We start from the raw sequence: 16,867 nt of genomic DNA, 5'->3' as shown, positions 1-16,867 counted from the left end.
TCAGCGCCCCGCGCGGCGGGAGCTCGTCTCAAACACGCGTTGAAGCAGGCAAAAGATGAACAGCAGACCGCCGATCACGATGCGGGTCCACCAGGAGCTGAGCGTGCCGTCGAAGCTGATCAGCGTCTGGATCACGCCGAGGATCAGCACGCCGAAGAGCGTGCCCGCAACGTGACCGACGCCACCGGTGAGCAGCGTGCCGCCGATCACCACCGCAGCGATGGTGTCGAGCTCGAGGCCCATCGCGTGCAAGCCGTAGCCAGACAGCATGTAGAACGCAAACACGATACCGGCCAGCGAAGAACAAAGCCCGCTGAGCGCATAGATGAGCACCGTGGTTCGCGCCACGGGCAGGCCCATCAACAGCGCCGAGGCCTCATGCCCGCCGATGGCATACACCGTGCGGCCGAAGCTGGTGCCGTGGGCGAGCCACAGCCCGATCACCACGACGGTGAGCGCCAGGCAGGCCCCGATCGACAGCGACGCCCCTTCCCACAACTCAAGCCGCCACTGAGCGAGCTGCGAAAAGCCCTCGTGGCCGATGCTGATCGAATCGATGCTGATGAGGTAGCACAACCCACGGGCGAGAAACATCCCGGCCAGCGTCACGATGAAGGGCTGGAGCCTGAAGCGCTGGATCAGCCATCCCTGCATCAGGCCGAACAGCGTGCCCATGATCAGCACCAGCGCCATCGCGCCTGCCGGTGGCCATCCGTGCCGCTCCATCAGCGTGGCCAGCACCATGGTGGTCAGCGCAATGACCGAGCCCACGGAAAGATCGATGCCGCCGGACAGGATCACGAAGGTCATGCCGACCGCCACGATCAGCAAGAAGGCGTTGTCGATCAGCAGGTTCAGAAAGACCTGGGCCGAAAAGAAGCCCTCGTAGGCGACGCTGCCGTAACCGGCCATCAGCCCGAACAGCGCCACCGTGAGGATCAACGGCCAATGCGCGGCATTGGACACCGTCGCCAACGCGCGCTGTAACAACGTCGGCTCGGCTGAGGCGGAAGACACCATGGGCTCGTCGGGCATGGCGATGATTTTGGCGGGGGTCATGCGGCCCCCTTGGGCGCACCAGGCGCGGCCCGAAACACCCAGGCGTGCGCCTGGCGCCGGAACTCGGGCGATTGCAGCAGCATCACCACGAACACCACCGCCGCCTTCACGACCAGATTCACCTCAGGCGGGACCCCGATCGAGTAGATGGTGGAGGTGAGCGTCTGGATCACCAGTGCGCCGATGACACTGCCCGCCAAGCTGAAGCGGCCGCCATTGAGCAGCGTGCCGCCGAGCGTGACGGCGAGGATGGCATCCAGCTCCATCAACAGCCCGGCGTTGTTGCCGTCGGCGCTCTTGACGTTGGAGCTCAGCAGCAGGCCCGCCACTCCGGCCGCCAGGCCGCAGGCTGCATAGACGCAAACGGTGATCAGGCGCTGCTGCACCCCTGCCATGCGGGCCGCCGACGGATTGATGCCGATTGCCTGGATGAACAGGCCGAGGGCCGTGCGCGTCAACAGCAGGTGCATCGTCAGCCACAGCAGGCCAACGATGAACAGAGAAAACGGCAGCCCCAGCAAAAAGCCGCCGCCCAGGTAGAAGAAGGGCGGGTAGTACACGGTGATGATCTGCCCCTCGGTGATCAGCTGCGCAATGCCGCGCCCCGCCACCATCAAGATCAGCGTGGCGATGATCGGCTGGATGCCGACCCAGGCCACGAGCAGGCCATTCCACAGGCCGGCGATGAGTGCCACGCCCAGCGCGCAGCCCAGCGCCAGTGGCATGGGAAAGCGGCTCACGTAGATCTGCACGCCGTCTTTCATGACCAGTTGCCCGCCGATCATCCAGGCCGCCACGGCGGCGCTGATGGCCACCACCGCACCCACCGAAATGTCGATGCCGCGGGTGGCGATCACCAGCGTCATGCCCAGGGCCACGATGGCCAGCGGGGCCGCGCGGTTGAGGATGTCGATCACGCTGCCGTAGAGGTGGCCATCGCGCCAGTGCAGTTGCCAGAAGCCGGGGTTGAAGCTGGCGTTGACGGCCAGCATCAACACCAGCGTGACCAGGGGCCAGAAGAGCCCATGACGGCTCCAACGTCGAAGGTCGATCACGCTATGCCCCCGCGATCATGTCAAGGATGGCGGCCTCGCTGCTGCCGCCCGGCAATTCGCCAGCCTTGCGGCGCTCGCGCATCACCGCGATGCGGTCGGACAGGCGGGCGATTTCGTCCAGCTCGGACGAGATGAACAGGACCGACAGCCCCTCGCGGGCCAGGTGGCGGATCTGATCCATGATGTCTTGCTTGGCGGCCACGTCGATGCCGCGCGTCGGCTCATCGAGGATGAGCACTTCGGGCTCGGTGGCAAGCCAGCGGGCCAGCAAGGCCTTCTGCTGGTTGCCACCGGAGAGTTGGCCGATCGGCACCTCGGCGTCGGTGGCCTTGATGCCCAGCTGCGCGATGAAGCGATCAGCCAGCGCCTGCTGCCGCGCGCGGCTCAGGCAGCGCCAGATGCCCAGGCGGGCTTGCAGCGCCAGCACCACGTTCTCGCGAATCGACAGCTCTCCCACGATGCCTTCGACCTTGCGGTCTTCAGGACACATCGCCAGCCCTCGCCGGACCGCCTGCGTCGGCGTGGCGAGCGTGCAGCGCTCGCCACGGATCAGCGTCTCGCCCTGGTCGGCGCGGTCCAGCCCGAAGAGCAGGCGTGCCAGCTCGGTACGCCCCGAGCCCAGCAAGCCGGCCAGTCCCAGCACTTCACCCCGGTTCAGTTCGATGTCGACCGGCTGGATGGCCCCGCGCCGCGCCAAGCCCCGAGCCCGCAACACCGGCGCGCCCTCGTGCTGCCCCGCGACGGCCAAGGCCGCAGGCGCCGAGACCTTGAACTCGCGGCCGATCATGGCGGAAATGAGTGCCGGCGCATCCAGCTCACCGGTGAGGTACTCGCCGACGCCTTCGCCATTGCGCAGCACGGTGATTCGATCCGAGATGTCGTAGACCTCGTCCAGGAAGTGGGTCACGAAGAGGATGGCGAGGCCCTCGCTGCGCAGCTGGCGCAACAGGGCGAACAGCCGCGCCACCTCGTCCGCATCCAGGCTCGAGGTGGGCTCATCCAGGATCAGCACCTTCGATTCGCCACGAAGCGCACGGGCGATCGCCACCATCTGCTGTACCGCCACGGGGTAGCTGCCGAGCAGGCGGCCCACATCAATTTGCAGATTCAGGCGCCGCAGCAATGCCTCGGCTTCGCGGTGCACGCGCTTCCAATCGATGCGCCATGCCCCAGCCAGCCCATGGCGAGGGAACTGGCCGGCGAAGATGTTCTCGGCCACCGACAGATTCGGGCAGAGATTCACCTCCTGGTACACGGTGGACAGGCCGATGGCCTGCGCCTCACGCGGGGATGCCGGCCGGATCGCCTGGCCGCCCAGGTGCATTTCGCCGGCATCGGCGGTGTGGACACCGGTCAACACCTTGATGAGCGTCGACTTGCCGGCGCCGTTCTGGCCCATCAGCGCATGCACTTCACCCGCACGCAGGGTCAACGACACGCCACGCAGCGCCTGCACGCCTGCGAAGCGCTTGCTGAGCCCGCGCAGTTCCAGCACCGGAGCGCCATCCATCGTCAGGCCTATTTGTTCTTGTTGTAGACGTCGACGCAGACGGCCGCCAACAGCACCAGTCCCTTGATCACCTGCTGGTAGTCGATGCCGATGCCAAGGATGGACATGCCGTTGTTCATCACACCCATCACAAAGGCGCCGATCACCGCGCCCATCACCCGACCGACCCCGCCCGACGCCGAGGCGCCACCGATGAAGCAGGCGGCGATCACGTCCAGCTCGAAACCGAGCCCCGCCTTGGGGGTGGCCGTGTTGAGCCGCGCGGCGAACACCAGGCCCGCCAGCGCCGCCAGCACGCCCATGTTGACGAAGGTGGCGAAGGCCAGCCGCTCGGTCTTGATGCCCGACAGGCGCGCCGCCTTTTCATTGCCCCCCAGGGCGTAGATGCGGCGGCCGATCGTCATGCGGGTGGTGACGAACTCGTAGCCCACCATCAGCACGAACATCACGATCAGGACATTCGGCAAGCCCTTGTAAGACGCCATCAGCCAGCCCAGCGCCACAATGACCGCCGAGAAGACCACCTGCCGGGCCGAGAACAGCCCCAGCGGCTCGACATCCATGCCGTAGCGCAGTTGCCGGGTGCGTTCGCGCCAACCCACCAGCACCATCACCAGCGCCACCGCCACGCACAGCATCAACGAGGTCACCCGAAGCTCGCTGCCGGCGAACACATCGGGAACGAAGCCGGAGCTCAGCTTCTGGAACTCTTCGGGGAACGGGCCGACGGATTGGCCCTTGAGCAAGGCCAAGGCCAAGCCCTTGAACACCAACATGCCCGCCAGCGTAACGATGAACGACGGGATCTTGAAGTACGCCACGAACCAGCCCTGGGCCGCGCCGATCAACGCGCCGACCACCAGGCACACGAGGGCCGCGGGCAGAAAGTGCCAGCCCATCTCCACCATCAGCACCGCCGCCAGCGCCCCGACGAAGCCGCACACCGAGCCCACCGACAGATCGATGTGACCCGAGACGATGACCAGCAGCATGCCCAGCGCCATGATGACGATGTAGCTGTTCTGCAGCACGAGGTTGGTCAGGTTCAGCGGCTGCAGCAGCGTGCCGTCGGTCATGACCTGGAAGAAGGCCATGATCGCGACGAGCGACAGCAGCATGCCGTACTCGCGCAGGTGGTGCTTCAAGAACCGCATCGCAGAGGGCGAGGCGGCGGCCGATCGGCCGGAGGGCTCGGCGTCAGACACGGCTGTACTCATGGTTCCCGGCATTCACGATGGCATGCATGATCTTTTGCTGCGTTGCGTCGGCCGCGTCGAACTCGGCGACGAACTCTCCTTCATTCATCACATAGAGCCGATCGCACATGCCGAGCAACTCGGGCATTTCTGAGGAAATCATCAGAATGCCGCGCCCCTCTTCCGCCAGGCGGGCGATCAGCGAATAGATCTCGAACTTCGCACCCACGTCAATGCCACGGGTGGGTTCGTCGAGGATCAGCAGGCTCGGGTTGGCGAACAGCCACTTGGCCAGCACCACCTTCTGCTGGTTGCCGCCGGACAGGTTCACCACCGCCTGCTGCACACCCGAGCAGCGGGTGGCCAGCTTGCGCCGGAAGTCGTTGGCCACCGCGTGTTCGCGACCCTCGTCGATCACGCCGGCCTGCGCCACGCCGGGCAGGTTGGCGAGCGTCGTGTTGCGGGTGATGGTGTCACCCAGCACCAAGCCGAGCGACTTGCGATCTTCGGTCACGTAGGCCAGCCCGTTGGCCACGGCCTTCTGCACGCTGCTCAGATCCACATCCCGGCCGTTCATCCGGGCACGGCCGGTGATTCGGCGGCCCCACGAGCGGCCGAAGACGCTCATCGCCAACTCCGTGCGACCGGCACCCATCAGGCCCGCGATGCCGACGATCTCACCCCGGCGCACCGTCAGATCGATGCCCTTGATGACCTCACGATCGGCGTGCACCGGGTGGCGCACCCGCCAGTCGTTCAGCTCAAAGAGTGTGTCGCCAATCTTGGGCGTGCGGCGTGGGTAGCGATCCGCCATCTCACGCCCGACCATGTGGTTGATGATGACGTTCTGGGCCGGCGGGCCGTCACGGCAATCCATGCTGGCCACGGTGGAACCATCCCGCAGCACCGTCACGGCATCGGCCACGTCGGCGATCTCGTTGAGCTTGTGCGAGATCAGGATGCAGGCGATGCCCTGACGCTTCAGCTCGATCAGCAGCCTCAGCAGTGCCTCGCTGTCGGTCTCGTTCAGGCTGGCGGTCGGCTCATCGAGGATCAGCAACCGCACTTGCTTCGCGAGGGCCTTGGCGATCTCGACCAGCTGCTGTTTGCCCACGCCGATGTCACCGACGAGCGTCGAGGTCGATTCTTTCAGCCCCACCTTGGCCAGCAGCTCGCGGGCCCGTTGGTGCGCCTGGCCCCAATCGATCACGCCATGGCGCGCCGGCTCGTTGCCGAGAAAGATGTTCTCGGCGATCGAGAGGCCGGGCACCAGCGCGAGCTCCTGGTGGATGATGATGATGCCCTGGCGCTCGCTGTCGGCAATGCCGGAGAAGCGGCGCTCGGCGCCATCGAAATGGATCTCACCCTCGTAGCTCCCGTGCGGATAGACGCCCGACAGCACTTTCATCAGGGTGGACTTGCCGGCGCCGTTCTCGCCCACCACCGCATGGATCTCACCGGCGCAGACCGCAAGGTTGACGTTGTCCAGCGCGACCACACCCGGAAAGGTCTTCCGGATGTGGCGCATCTGCAGCAGCAAGGGCGGATTCATCGGTGATCACGCGGGGGGGCGGTGACGATCATGCACTCAGCGCAGCTGGCTTTCCTTGTAGTAGCCGCTGTCGACGAGGACGCCCTTCCAGTTGCTCGCATCGACAGAGACCGGCTTGAGCAGGTAGGAAGGCACGACCTTCACGCCATTGTTGTAGGTCTTGGTGTCGTTGATTTCGGGCGTCTTGCCGCTGAGCATGGCGTCGACCATCCCCACGGTCACCTTGGCCAGTTCGCGTGTGTCCTTGAACACGGTGGAGAACTGTTCGCCCTTGATCATGGATTTGACCGAGGGGACTTCCGCATCCTGGCCTGAAACCACCGGACACGGCTGCTGCGGGGTGCAGTACCCCACGCCCTTGAGCGAGCTCAGAATGCCAATCGAGATGCCGTCGTACGGCGAGAGCACGGCATGCACCTTGTCCTTGCCGTAGTAGGCCGACAGCAGGTTGTCCATGCGTGCCTGGGCGGTGGCGCCGTCCCAACGCAGGGTGCCGACCTTGTCCATGCCCATCTGCTTGCTGCGAACGACGAGCTTGCCCGAATCGATGTAGGGCTTGAGCACACTCATCGCGCCGTCGTAGAAGAAGAAGGCGTTGTTGTCGTCGGGCGAGCCGCCGAACAATTCGATGTTGAACGGGCCCTTGCCTTGCTTCAAGCCGAGCTTGTCGACAATCGAGGTCGCCTGCAGTACGCCGACCTGGAAGTTGTCGAAGGTGGCGTAGTAGTCGACGTTCTTCGAGCCGCGGATCAGGCGGTCGTATGCGATGACCTTGATACCCTTGTCGGCGGCCTTTTGGAGCGCGTTGGACAGCGTGGTGCCATCAATGGCGGCAATCACCAGCACCTTGGCGCCCTTGGTGATCATGTTCTCGACCTGCGCCAACTGGTTGGGAATATCGTCTTCGGCGTACTGCAGGTCGGTCTTGTAGCCCTTGTCCTTGAAGTACTTGACCATGTTGTCGCCATCGGCGATCCAGCGGGCCGACGACTTGGTGGGCATCGAGATGCCGACGGGGCCCTTGTCCTGCGCGAACGCGCTGGGCACCGACACGGCAAAGGCCAGCGCAAAGCCGGTCAGCAGCTGGTTGATCGTCGTCTTCAATTCATGTCTCCTGGGTAATGCAAATGCGTGTCGGCTTCCGACTTCTCTCGTGAATGTGCGGGGGCTCTGGAAGGGGTCTCGCAAGCGGGCGGCGCCGGGTGACCGGCTTCGTTCATGTCCCCCGGGACCGGGCCTGAGCCCGCTCCCTCCTCCTTGACTTCACTTCGCCAGTCACCCGCCCCCGCCCGCAGGCACCGTTTGTGGCCCGTCGAGCGTTGAGAAGGCCGTGCCTGACCGGGTGGGTGGGGTGGTCTGCGCAGCGAAGTCAAGGAGGAGCCGACAGCCGGCAGGCTGTCGGCGGGGGACATGAGCGGAGCAGAGCACCCCGCCCACCCGGTCCCGCTGAGCGCCCTATCAGTACTTGCGGTTCGGGAATTCCTTGGCCGCCACCTCCATCGGGAAAACCGATTCTTCGGTGACGATGCGCTTGGGCAGCGTCTTGCCGGCCTTCAGGTCCTTCACGGCCTGCATCAGCTGCGGCCCCAGCAGCGGGCTGCATTCCACGGTGACGTTGAGCTTGCCGGCGATCATGGCCTCGAAGGCGCCCTTGACGGCATCGATCGAGATGATGGTGATGTCCTTCGCCGGCTTCAGGCCGGCTTCCTCGATCGCCTGGATCGCACCGATGGCCATGTCGTCGTTGTGCGCGTAGAGCACATTGATTTTCTTGCCCTCGGCCTTCAAGAAGGCTTCCATCACCTCCTTGCCCTTGGCACGGGTGAAGTCACCGGTCTGCGAACGGATGATCTTGAACTTCGCGTCGGCCTTGATGACCTCCTCGAAGCCCTTCTTGCGATCAATCGCCGGCGCCGAACCCACGGTGCCCTGAAGCTCGACGATGTTGACGTCACCCTTGACGTCCTTCATCTTGTCGACCAGCCAGCGCCCGGCGCGGCGACCTTCTTCCAGGAAGTCCGACCCCATGAAGGAGACCCACAGCGAGTCGTCCTTCACATTGACGGCGCGGTCGGTGAGGATCACCGGGATCTTGGCTGCCTTGGCCTCACGCAGCACCGGCTCCCAGCCTGACTCGACCACCGGCGAGAAGGCGATCACGTCGACCTTCTGCGCGATGAAAGAACGGATCGCCTTGATCTGGTTCTCCTGCTTCTGCTGGGCATCCGAGAACTTCAGCTCGATGCCCGCGGCCGCCGCGGCGGATTTGATCGATTCGCTGTTGGCCGTTCGCCATTCGCTCTCGGCGCCGATCTGGGAAAACCCCAGCACGATCTTCTTCTGAGCCAGGGCGCTCAACGGGAACGTGGCCATCAGCGCGGCACCCCCGAGGGTGGCAAGCGCGGTGCGGCGGCGTGATGTGGTCATGCATGTCTCCTCTATCCGGTCGGTATCGGTGTGTGGCGTGCTCTGTGGCAGCGCTTCGAGGCAGCGAGTCGGCGCCATGCCGCTCACGGTGCCAGGATGGTACGGAGGCGAAGGATAACGATCTAATAGATTATTGGCCGCAATCCATATACGATTTTGGATATGTCTACCCCACCCACCCATTGGTCGATCCGCGCCCGCCTCAAGACGCGCCAACTGCTGCTGCTGGTGACTCTCCAGGACGAGGGCAACATCAACCGCGCTTCGCAGGTGCTGAGCATGACGCAGCCTGCCGCGTCCAAGCTGCTGAAGGACCTGGAGGAGACCCTCGGCGTGCAGCTGTTCGAGCGGCTGCCTCGGGGCATGCGGCCCACCTGGTACGGCGAGGCGATGATTCGCCATGCCCGCATGGCGCTGGCCAGTTTGTCCGAGGCTTATGAGGAGATCGAGTCGCTCAAGGCCGGGCACTTCGGCCAGGTGAGCGTCGGGGCGATCACGGCGCCGGGTTTGACGCTGCTGCCCGCAGCGGTATCGCAGGTGAAGGAAGAGCATCCCAGCCTGCGGGTGTCATTGCAGATCGAGACCAGCGACGTGCTGATGGAGCGCCTGGCCCAGGGCAAGCTGGACATGGTGATCGGCCGCCTCTTCGAGCGGCACGACAAGAGCGCGTTGCGCTACGAGGCCTTGGTCGAGGAGCCCGTTTCCGCCATCAGCCGGCCCGGACACCCCCTGCTCGCCTCACCCAAGCTGGCCCTGAAAGACCTGGCTTCGGGCGGCTGGATCGTGCCCGCCGCCGGCAGCGTGCTGCGGCACCGCTTCGAGCTGATGTTCCAGGAAGAAGGGCTGGACACGCCGGCCAACCTGGTCGAGACGAGCGCCCTCCTGTTCATGACCAAGATGCTGCAGCAAAGCGACCTGATCGGCGTGGTGGCGAGCGATGTGGCGCGCTACTACGCCGAGCACGGCATGGTGGCGATGCTGCCCATCCAGCTGCCCTGCAAGATGGACGCTTTCGGCCTCATCACCCGCAGCGACAAGCTGCTCTCACCGGCGGCCAAGGTGATGCTGCGGGCGGTGAAGAACGCCGCGCTGGCCATCTACGGCACCGCACTCGACATGGCCGATCTCGCCTGAGCCTTCGCTGCCGCGATGCGCGCGCCGGGTGTAGGCAGTGGCGGATCAGCGCCAGCCCGCGTCCACGACGAACTCTTGCGCGGTGCAGGCGCGCGCTTCGTCGGAAGCGAGGAACAGCACCATCGCCGCAATGTCTTCCGGCTGCAATTTGTCGGGCAGGCACTGGTTGCGCCCGATGGCGGCCTCGCCTTCGGCATCGAGCCAGAGCTTCTGCTGCCGCTCGGTCATCACCCACCCCGGTGAGACCGTGTTGACGCGAATGCGGTGCTTGCCCAGGCTGGCGGCCAGACCGCGGGTGAGCCCGTTGACCGAGGACTTCGCGATCGCGTAGCAGGGGTACTCGCTGGCCTTCGTCTGCCAGCCGGTCGAGCCCAGGTTGATGATCGACCCGCCCCCCGCGCGCTGCATGCCCGGCACCACCGCCTGGATGGCGAAAAAGGCGGGCCGCTCGTTGATCGCCATGCGGTCGTCCCAGTAGGCGGTGGTGACGGATTCCAGGCTGTGCCGGTCGTCACTCGCGACGTTGTTGACGAGCACGACAAAGTCGCCCAACTCAGCCGCGGCATCACGGATGGCGGCCTGCAGCGCGTCGATGTCCCGCACGTCGCAGCGGCGCCACCACGGCGCGGGATGGCCGCTGGCGCCGACCGCCTCGGCCAGCGCCCGGCTCGGCGCCTCGGCGACATCGACGAAGGCGACGCGCGCGCCTTGCGCCGCAAAGGCCTGGACCATGGCGGCGCCGATGCCGCTGCCACCCCCGGTGATGAAGACGCTTCGACCCTGCAGGCTGGGGTATCGGGCCAGGCCCGGGCTGAGATGTGATGGGTTTGACATATCGATTTGAAGATATAAGAGAGCGATTTTTCTATTTTTCTTGCATCAGTGTGCGGGGATAGCATCCGCCGCGTCAAGAGCAAGGAGACACGCATGGCGACCAAAAAGCCGGCCCTTCGAAGCCAGGCTTGGTTCGGCCGAACCGACCGAGACGGCTTCGTCCACCGCAGTTGGATGAAAGGCCAGGGCTACCCTGAGGACATGTTCGACGGGCGGCCGATCATCGGCATCTGCAACACCTGGAGCGAGCTCACGCCTTGCAACGGGCACTTCCGCGAACTCGCGGAATTCGTCAAGCGCGGCGTCTACGAAGCGGGCGGCTTCCCACTGGAGTTCCCGGTGATGTCCCTCGGCGAGACGCAGCTGCGCCCGACGGCGATGTTGTTTCGCAACCTGGCGAGCATGGATGTGGAAGAGTCCATCCGCGGCAACCCCATCGATGGGGTGGTGCTGTTGATGGGCTGTGACAAGACCACGCCGGCGCTGCTGATGGGTGCATCGAGCTGCGATTTGCCGACGATCGGCATCTCGGGCGGGCCGATGCTCAATGGCAAGTTCCGCGGCCAGGACATCGGCTCGGGCACGGGCGTGTGGCAGATGAGCGAGGCGGTGCGCGCCGGCGAAATGTCGCAGGCCGATTTCACCGCGGCAGAAAGCTGCATGCACCGCTCCAAAGGCAGCTGCATGACGATGGGCACCGCCTCCACGATGGCCTCGATGGTCGAGGCGCTGGGCATGGCGCTGCCTGAGAACGCGGCCATCCCGGCGGTGGACGCCCGGCGGCACCGGCTCGCGCAAATGAGCGGCCGGCGCATCGTGGAGATGGTGCGCGAAGACCTGCGCATGTCCAAGATCCTCACGCGGCAAGCCTTCGAGAACGCCATCCGCACCAATGCCGCCATCGGCGGCTCGACCAATGCGGTGATCCACCTGCTGGCTGTGGCCGGCCGGATCGGCATCGAGCTGAACCTGCAGGATTGGGACCGCCTGGGCGCCGAAGTGCCCTGCCTGGTTGACCTGCAGCCCTCGGGCCGGCACCTGATGGAAGACTTCTTCTATGCCGGCGGCGTGCCCGTGGTGATGAACCGCATCCAGCATCTGCTGCACCGCGATGCGATGACGGTCAATGGCCGCACCATCGGCCAGAACATTGAAGGCGCCCGCTGCTGGAACGAGCAGGTCATCCGCACCTACGACCAGCCGTTCAAGCCCGCCGCCGGCATTGCGGTGCTGCGCGGCAACCTGGCCCCGGACGGCGCCGTGATCAAACCCTCGGCCGCCTCGCCTCATCTGCTGAAGCACCGAGGGCGCGCGGTGGTGTTCGACAACATCGAAGACTTCCACGCCCGCATCGACGACGAGTCGCTCGACATCGACGAGCACTGCGTGATGGTGCTCAAGAACTGCGGACCGCGTGGCTACCCCGGCATGGCCGAAGTGGGGAACATGCCGCTGCCGCCCAAGGTGCTGCGCAAAGGCATCACTGACATGGTGCGCATCTCGGACGCGCGCATGAGTGGCACCGCCTACGGCACGGTGGTGCTGCACACCTCGCCCGAGGCGGCAGCCGGTGGCCCGCTGGCGCTCGTGCGTGATGGCGACATGATCGAGTTGGACGTGCCCGGGCGCCGCCTGCACCTGGAAGTGAGTGACGAGGAGCTGGCCCAGCGACGCGCACAATGGGCGCCGCCGGGTCCGCCTCAGCGAGGCTGGTACAAGCTGTATGTCGAGCACGTGCAACAAGCGCACCTCGGCGCCGACCTGGATTTCCTCGTCGGCAGCAGCGGTGCCCCGGTGCCCCGCGACTCCCACTGAACCCCGACCGCCATGAGCCTGCCCGCCCCTGCCCTGTTGTCTGAACCGCGTTGCGTGTGGGCCGCCGGCGCCACCCTGGGCGAGGGCACCTGCTGGTCGGAACGCGAGCAGGCGCTGTACTGGGTGGACATCCTGGAGCACCGGCTGTATCGCCTGCAGCTGGGAAAGGGCGCTGCCGATGGCCTCACCGATGCCCGCGACAGCTGGCAGTTCGAAGAAACCATCAGCGCCGTGGCGGAGCGGGCGACGGGCGCCGGGCTGGCGGTCACGCTGCGCCGGGGGCTCGCGCTGTTCGACCCCGCCACCGGCGCACTGCAACGCCTGCATGAGCCCGAGCCCGAGCGCGAAGGCAACCGCTTCAACGACGGCAAGTGCGACGTCGCTGGCCGATTCTGGGCCGGCACGATGGACTTCGCCTGCCAGGCGCCCACCGGAGCGCTCTACTGCTTCGACGCTTCGGGCCGCGCCACGCGCGCCTTCGATGCCCGGTTCCCGGTGACGAACGGCCCCACCTGGTCGCTCGACCAGAAGACGATGTACTTCAACGACACGGCGAACCAGCAGATCCACGCGTTCGACGTCGATCCCGAGACCGGCACGCTGAGCGGCCAGCGGCCCTGGCTGCGATTCGCCCCTGGTGACGGCTACCCCGACGGCATGACCACCGACGCCGATGGCCGCCTGTGGATCGCGCACTGGGGCGCCGCCTGCGTCACTTGCCATGACCCCATCACGGCCGACGAGCTGCTGAGGGTGCCCCTGCCCACCGACCACATCACCAACGTCGCCTTCGGTGGGCCCGATCTGCGCACCCTGTTCATCACCAGCGCCCGCTTCGACCTGAGCGACGATCAGCTTCGCCGCCAACCCTTGGCGGGCGGCCTGTTCGCCGTTGAAACGACGGCTCGCGGGCGCCCGGCCCACCGCTTCGCCGGCTGACGTTCGACCCCGCCTCGCGCACCGGCAGGTGGCGGTGGGGCGGCGTCCTACACGCATCAGCGCCGCCCGCTGACGGCCCCGGCCGGCCGCACCGGCTACCTTGGCAACATCGTTGTCAATGCCGGAGGGCCACCATGCTGTACACCATCGCTGCCATATTGCTGGCGTTGTGGATCGTGGGTTCACTGACCGCGTTCACCGCGGGCGGGCTGATCCACCTGCTGTTGGTCGGCGCCATCATCGTATTGATCTACCAGTTGGTCACGGGACGGCGCGTGCCGTGAGCCGCGGTGCCGATCGGCCGGGTGTCGGCACCACACCCGCACCCCAGCGGCCGCTGTGGAGCGTGGCCCTGCAACTGGCCGCATGGTGCGGCTTGGCGGCGCTCGCGGCGGTGAGCACCGACCAGGTCCTTCGCGTCAAACGCGCCCGCCGCGACGCTGAGGCAACGCGTCTGCGACGCCCGTACCAGTACCGGGCCCTGCGCGCTCAGCGCCGCGTTCTGGTGATGGGAGACAGCACGGGCGTGGGCATCGGAGCCGACTGTGGCACCCAGTCGATCGCCGGTCTGCTGGCCGCGGACTACCGGGGCGCTGAGGTGGTGAACCTCAGTGTGTCCGGCTCGACATTGGCTGACGTGCCAGCGCAGTTGCGACAGTTGCCGTCGGCACCTGACGCCGCCAGCCGTTTCGATGTGCTGCTGCTGCATGTGGGCGGCAACGACATCCTGCACAGCCCGAATCTCGCCGCGATGCGTCGGGCGGCCGAAACACTGTTGCCGATGCTGCACCGGGTGGCGCGCCGCGTGATCTGGCTCGGCCCGGGCGACGTGGGACTGGCCCCATTGTTCCGGCCGCCCTTCAGTTGGTGGATCTCCCGCCGCACCCGACAGGCCTGCGCCATGTTTGCGCAAATCGCCCGGGAGCATGGCACCGAGTTCGTCGGCTTTCATGATGGCGAACACCGCCTCGCCTTGGTGCGAGAGCGGGCTCAATACTTCGCGGGTGACGGTTTTCATCCCAACAGCCACGGCTACCGCTATTGCTACCAGTGGCTCAGCCGCCAGATGGCGATGCCCCCGGCGACGGCCCGCCGGCAACGGGCGCTGAGCCATGCGGAGCACCCACCCCCCATCGAACGCTGGCCGAATGCCCCGTTGCGCGGGAGGGCGGGCACCACGTTGGAGCAGGCCCCGGCACGCGCCAGCCCTGGGCCCGCCCCGGGCGGCCTACTCCCCTAGAACAAGGCAGCCATACCAGGGCCCCTCCCCCGATCGAGGGAGTTACGGGCTGTGTCCCACTCCGCAGAATCCGGCCCTCCTGCAGTACCCCCTATGGTTTTCCGTCCATGCGCACGCTCTTCATCGACAAGTCACGCCCCACCTCGCGCAAGTGGGTGTGGATCGTCGCGGGGCTCGCGGTGATTGAAGCCACCGCGCTCGCGGCTTACGTGTTGCGGCCGGCGCCCAAGGGCATCGAGGTCGACCTGTCCAGCCCGCGGGAGCTGTGCGTCTCCCGAGGTTCAGCGATTTTCGAAGCGCGCGGCGAATGGCCGCAAACGAACGACGGCCGCGATGCCGCCACGCTCGTGGGCGCCCGCTGCACGCTCGACCCCGAGTCGTTCCGCTGACCGCCTGGGTGGCCTGTGCCACCGAGGCAGGTCTGCCTCAGTTCGCAGTGGCGTCGCCGTGACGCGGCATCAGCGTGACGAGCAGTGCCGAATCGAGGCGGGCACTCAACGCATGCCGCTGCTTCGCCGGCAGCACCACCAAGTCGCCGGCTTGCAGGTGCCGGGTGCCACCGGGCATCACCACATCGACCGCTCCCTCCAGGCAATGGAGGCAGCACTCGTCGTCGACATGGTGCTCCGGCATGTCCTGCCGCGCCGGCAACACCAAGTGCAGCAGTTGCAACCGCTCTGTCTTGATCAAGCTGGTGCTGAACGCATCCACCAAGGCCGCCCCCAGCGGGCGGACCCCGATCACGTCCAGCAATTGAGCATGGGGCAGTGCCATCGCTTCGTCCTCCTCATCGGATGGGGCGCCTGATGCCATTGACGGCAATCGGCAAGCCCGGTAGCCGATCACGCGGACAACCACCCGTGAGGCGACGGCGAGGCCCGCGTGGAGATCTGGTAGGCCGTGCTGGGCTCGAACCAGCGACCAAAGGATTATGAGTCCTCTGCTCTAACCAACTGAGCTAACGGCCCGAAGGGTGGCGATTCTAGGCGGTTGGCGAGGCCAGCCCTCAGCGCTGCGAAAGTGCGTGGCCGACCAGGCGGGAGGTGATGTCCACGATCTGGATCATGCGGTCGTAGGCCATGCGCGTCGGGCCGATGACGCCGAGCGTGCCTACCACTTGGCCATCTACCTCGTATGGGGCCGACACGACGGACAACTCTTCGTAGGGCACGACACGGCTTTCACCGCCGATGAAGATGCGCACGCCTTCGGCGCGGCTGGAGGTGTCCAGCAGACGCATCAACTGCGTTTTTTGCTCGAACAGGTCGAACAGCTTGCGCAGCGAGCCCAGGTCGCCAAAGTCTTGCACACCCAGCAGGTTGCGCTCTCCGCTGACGATGACCTGTTCCTGGCTCTCGGTGGCTTCCGTGCCCACCTGGACGGCCGCCTGCATCAGACCGGCGATTTCGCCACGCAGCGCGTCGATCTCGCCCTTCAACCTTTCACGAACCTCTTCGATCGTCAGGCCGGCGTAGTGTGCATTGAGGTAGTTGCTCGCCTCGACCAACTCGGATTGCGACGGATCGTGCGCGGTGAAGATGACGCGGTTCTGCACGTCGCCGTCCGGTGCGACCAGGATCACCAGCACCCGCTTCTCACCCAGGCGAAGAAATTCGATGTGCCGGAACACGCTCTGCTTCTTGGGCGCGGTGACCACGCCGACAAAGCTCGACAGGCTGGACAGCAGCTGGGCCGCCTGCGCAATCACGCGTTGGGGCTGATCGGGGTGCAGTTGTTCGCGGGCCGCAGCCAGCTCAGGCGGCGCCTGGCTCAAATCCATCGGCCGGGTCGTCAGCATCGTGTCGACGAACAAGCGATAGCCCCGCGGTGTGGGGATGCGGCCTGCCGAGGTGTGGGGGCTGACGATCAGACCCAGTTCTTCCAGGTCGGCCATCACATTGCGGATGGTCGCGGGGGACAGTTCCAGCCCCGACGCCTTCGACAGCGTGCGCGAGCCGACCGGCTGTCCGTCCGCGATGTAGCGTTCGACCAGGGTCTTCAAGAGGGATTTGGCACGCTCGTCGAGCATGAATTCATTGTAAGGACACACCCGAAGGCCATCCTTTGCGTGAAAGCCCCTGTGGTGTAATTCCTCGCACCCTTTTG

The 16,867-nt window shown here is 65.9% G+C and carries 16 protein-coding genes and 1 tRNA gene; 6 read left to right on the top strand and 11 right to left on the bottom strand.

Annotated elements, in window-relative coordinates; translation table 11 throughout:
* The 7 genes from yjfF to AACH06_RS12825 all read right to left on the bottom strand — a co-directional run bounded on the left by yjfF (position 1) and on the right by AACH06_RS12825 (position 8,799).
* Positions 1–1,020 carry a galactofuranose ABC transporter, permease protein YjfF gene (yjfF, locus tag AACH06_RS12855; protein WP_341426204.1) on the bottom strand — a complete coding sequence of 340 codons (1,020 nt, stop codon included), beginning with the start codon at positions 1,018–1,020 and terminating at the stop codon, positions 1–3.
* Positions 1,021–1,055: 35 nt separating this feature from the next.
* Positions 1,056–2,051: an ABC transporter permease gene (locus AACH06_RS12850; protein ID WP_341426203.1), complete on the bottom strand. Its 996-nt coding sequence runs from the start codon at positions 2,049–2,051 to the stop codon at positions 1,056–1,058.
* A gap of 64 nt (positions 2,052–2,115) precedes the next feature.
* Positions 2,116–3,624: a sugar ABC transporter ATP-binding protein gene (locus tag AACH06_RS12845; RefSeq protein ID WP_341426093.1), complete on the bottom strand. Its 1,509-nt coding sequence runs from the start codon at positions 3,622–3,624 to the stop codon at positions 2,116–2,118.
* A gap of 8 nt (positions 3,625–3,632) precedes the next feature.
* Positions 3,633–4,841 carry a multiple monosaccharide ABC transporter permease gene (gene mmsB / locus AACH06_RS12840; RefSeq protein WP_423222023.1) on the bottom strand — a complete coding sequence of 403 codons (1,209 nt, stop codon included), beginning with the start codon at positions 4,839–4,841 and terminating at the stop codon, positions 3,633–3,635.
* Positions 4,822–6,372 (bottom strand): multiple monosaccharide ABC transporter ATP-binding protein, encoded by a 1,551-nt coding sequence (gene mmsA / locus AACH06_RS12835; RefSeq protein WP_341426092.1) that lies wholly within the window; start codon positions 6,370–6,372, stop codon positions 4,822–4,824. The genes mmsB and mmsA overlap by 20 nt, the downstream gene beginning before the upstream one ends.
* A 36-nt stretch (positions 6,373–6,408) precedes the next feature.
* The gene (gene chvE / locus AACH06_RS12830; protein WP_423222022.1) at positions 6,409–7,476 is read right to left on the bottom strand and encodes a multiple monosaccharide ABC transporter substrate-binding protein; all 1,068 of its coding nucleotides are present in this window, start codon (positions 7,474–7,476) and stop codon (positions 6,409–6,411) included.
* Between the two features lie 354 nt (positions 7,477–7,830).
* Entirely contained in the window at positions 7,831–8,799 is a 969-nt protein-coding gene (locus AACH06_RS12825) for an ABC transporter substrate-binding protein (protein ID WP_423222028.1), read from the bottom strand.
* A gap of 162 nt (positions 8,800–8,961) precedes the next feature.
* On the opposite strand from AACH06_RS12825, the gene AACH06_RS12820 reads away from it, so the two are divergent.
* Positions 8,962–9,933, top strand: coding sequence for a LysR family transcriptional regulator (locus AACH06_RS12820; RefSeq protein ID WP_341426091.1), 972 nt, complete (start codon positions 8,962–8,964; stop codon positions 9,931–9,933).
* 45 nt (positions 9,934–9,978) lie between these two features.
* On the opposite strand, the gene AACH06_RS12815 is transcribed toward AACH06_RS12820, so the two are convergent.
* Positions 9,979–10,767: an SDR family NAD(P)-dependent oxidoreductase gene (locus tag AACH06_RS12815; RefSeq protein WP_341426090.1), complete on the bottom strand. Its 789-nt coding sequence runs from the start codon at positions 10,765–10,767 to the stop codon at positions 9,979–9,981.
* 93 nt (positions 10,768–10,860) lie between these two features.
* Between AACH06_RS12815 and araD the strand changes: the two genes are divergently transcribed.
* From araD to AACH06_RS12790, 5 genes are all read left to right on the top strand, one after another.
* Positions 10,861–12,582 (top strand): L-arabinonate dehydratase, encoded by a 1,722-nt coding sequence (gene araD / locus AACH06_RS12810; protein WP_341426089.1) that lies wholly within the window; start codon positions 10,861–10,863, stop codon positions 12,580–12,582.
* 12 nt (positions 12,583–12,594) lie between these two features.
* Entirely contained in the window at positions 12,595–13,521 is a 927-nt protein-coding gene (locus AACH06_RS12805) for an SMP-30/gluconolactonase/LRE family protein (RefSeq protein ID WP_341426088.1), read from the top strand.
* Positions 13,522–13,655: 134 nt separating this feature from the next.
* Entirely contained in the window at positions 13,656–13,805 is a 150-nt protein-coding gene (locus tag AACH06_RS12800; protein ID WP_341426087.1) for a lmo0937 family membrane protein, read from the top strand.
* Complete coding sequence (locus AACH06_RS12795) at positions 13,802–14,761, top strand: GDSL-type esterase/lipase family protein (RefSeq protein WP_341426086.1); 960 nt, start codon at positions 13,802–13,804, stop codon at positions 14,759–14,761. The genes AACH06_RS12800 and AACH06_RS12795 overlap by 4 nt, the downstream gene beginning before the upstream one ends.
* Positions 14,762–14,868: 107 nt before the next feature.
* Positions 14,869–15,150 carry a hypothetical protein gene (locus tag AACH06_RS12790; RefSeq protein ID WP_341426085.1) on the top strand — a complete coding sequence of 94 codons (282 nt, stop codon included), beginning with the start codon at positions 14,869–14,871 and terminating at the stop codon, positions 15,148–15,150.
* 37 nt (positions 15,151–15,187) lie between these two features.
* Here AACH06_RS12790 and AACH06_RS12785 read toward each other — a convergent pair whose 3' ends face one another.
* The 3 genes from AACH06_RS12785 to hrcA all read right to left on the bottom strand — a co-directional run bounded on the left by AACH06_RS12785 (position 15,188) and on the right by hrcA (position 16,790).
* Complete coding sequence (locus AACH06_RS12785; RefSeq protein ID WP_341426084.1) at positions 15,188–15,535, bottom strand: cupin domain-containing protein; 348 nt, start codon at positions 15,533–15,535, stop codon at positions 15,188–15,190.
* A 117-nt stretch (positions 15,536–15,652) separates the two neighbouring features.
* Positions 15,653–15,729: transfer RNA gene (locus tag AACH06_RS12780), tRNA-Ile, on the bottom strand.
* A gap of 38 nt (positions 15,730–15,767) precedes the next feature.
* Entirely contained in the window at positions 15,768–16,790 is a 1,023-nt protein-coding gene (gene hrcA, locus AACH06_RS12775; RefSeq protein ID WP_341426083.1) for a heat-inducible transcriptional repressor HrcA, read from the bottom strand.
* Between the last annotated feature and the right edge of the window lie 77 nt (positions 16,791–16,867).

Source organism: Ideonella lacteola (assembly GCF_038066555.1).
GTDB classification, from domain to species: domain Bacteria; phylum Pseudomonadota; class Gammaproteobacteria; order Burkholderiales; family Burkholderiaceae_C; genus Ideonella; species Ideonella lacteola.
The sequence above is the reverse complement of the archived record's forward strand: the minus strand, read 5'-3'. Positions and strand labels throughout refer to the sequence as shown.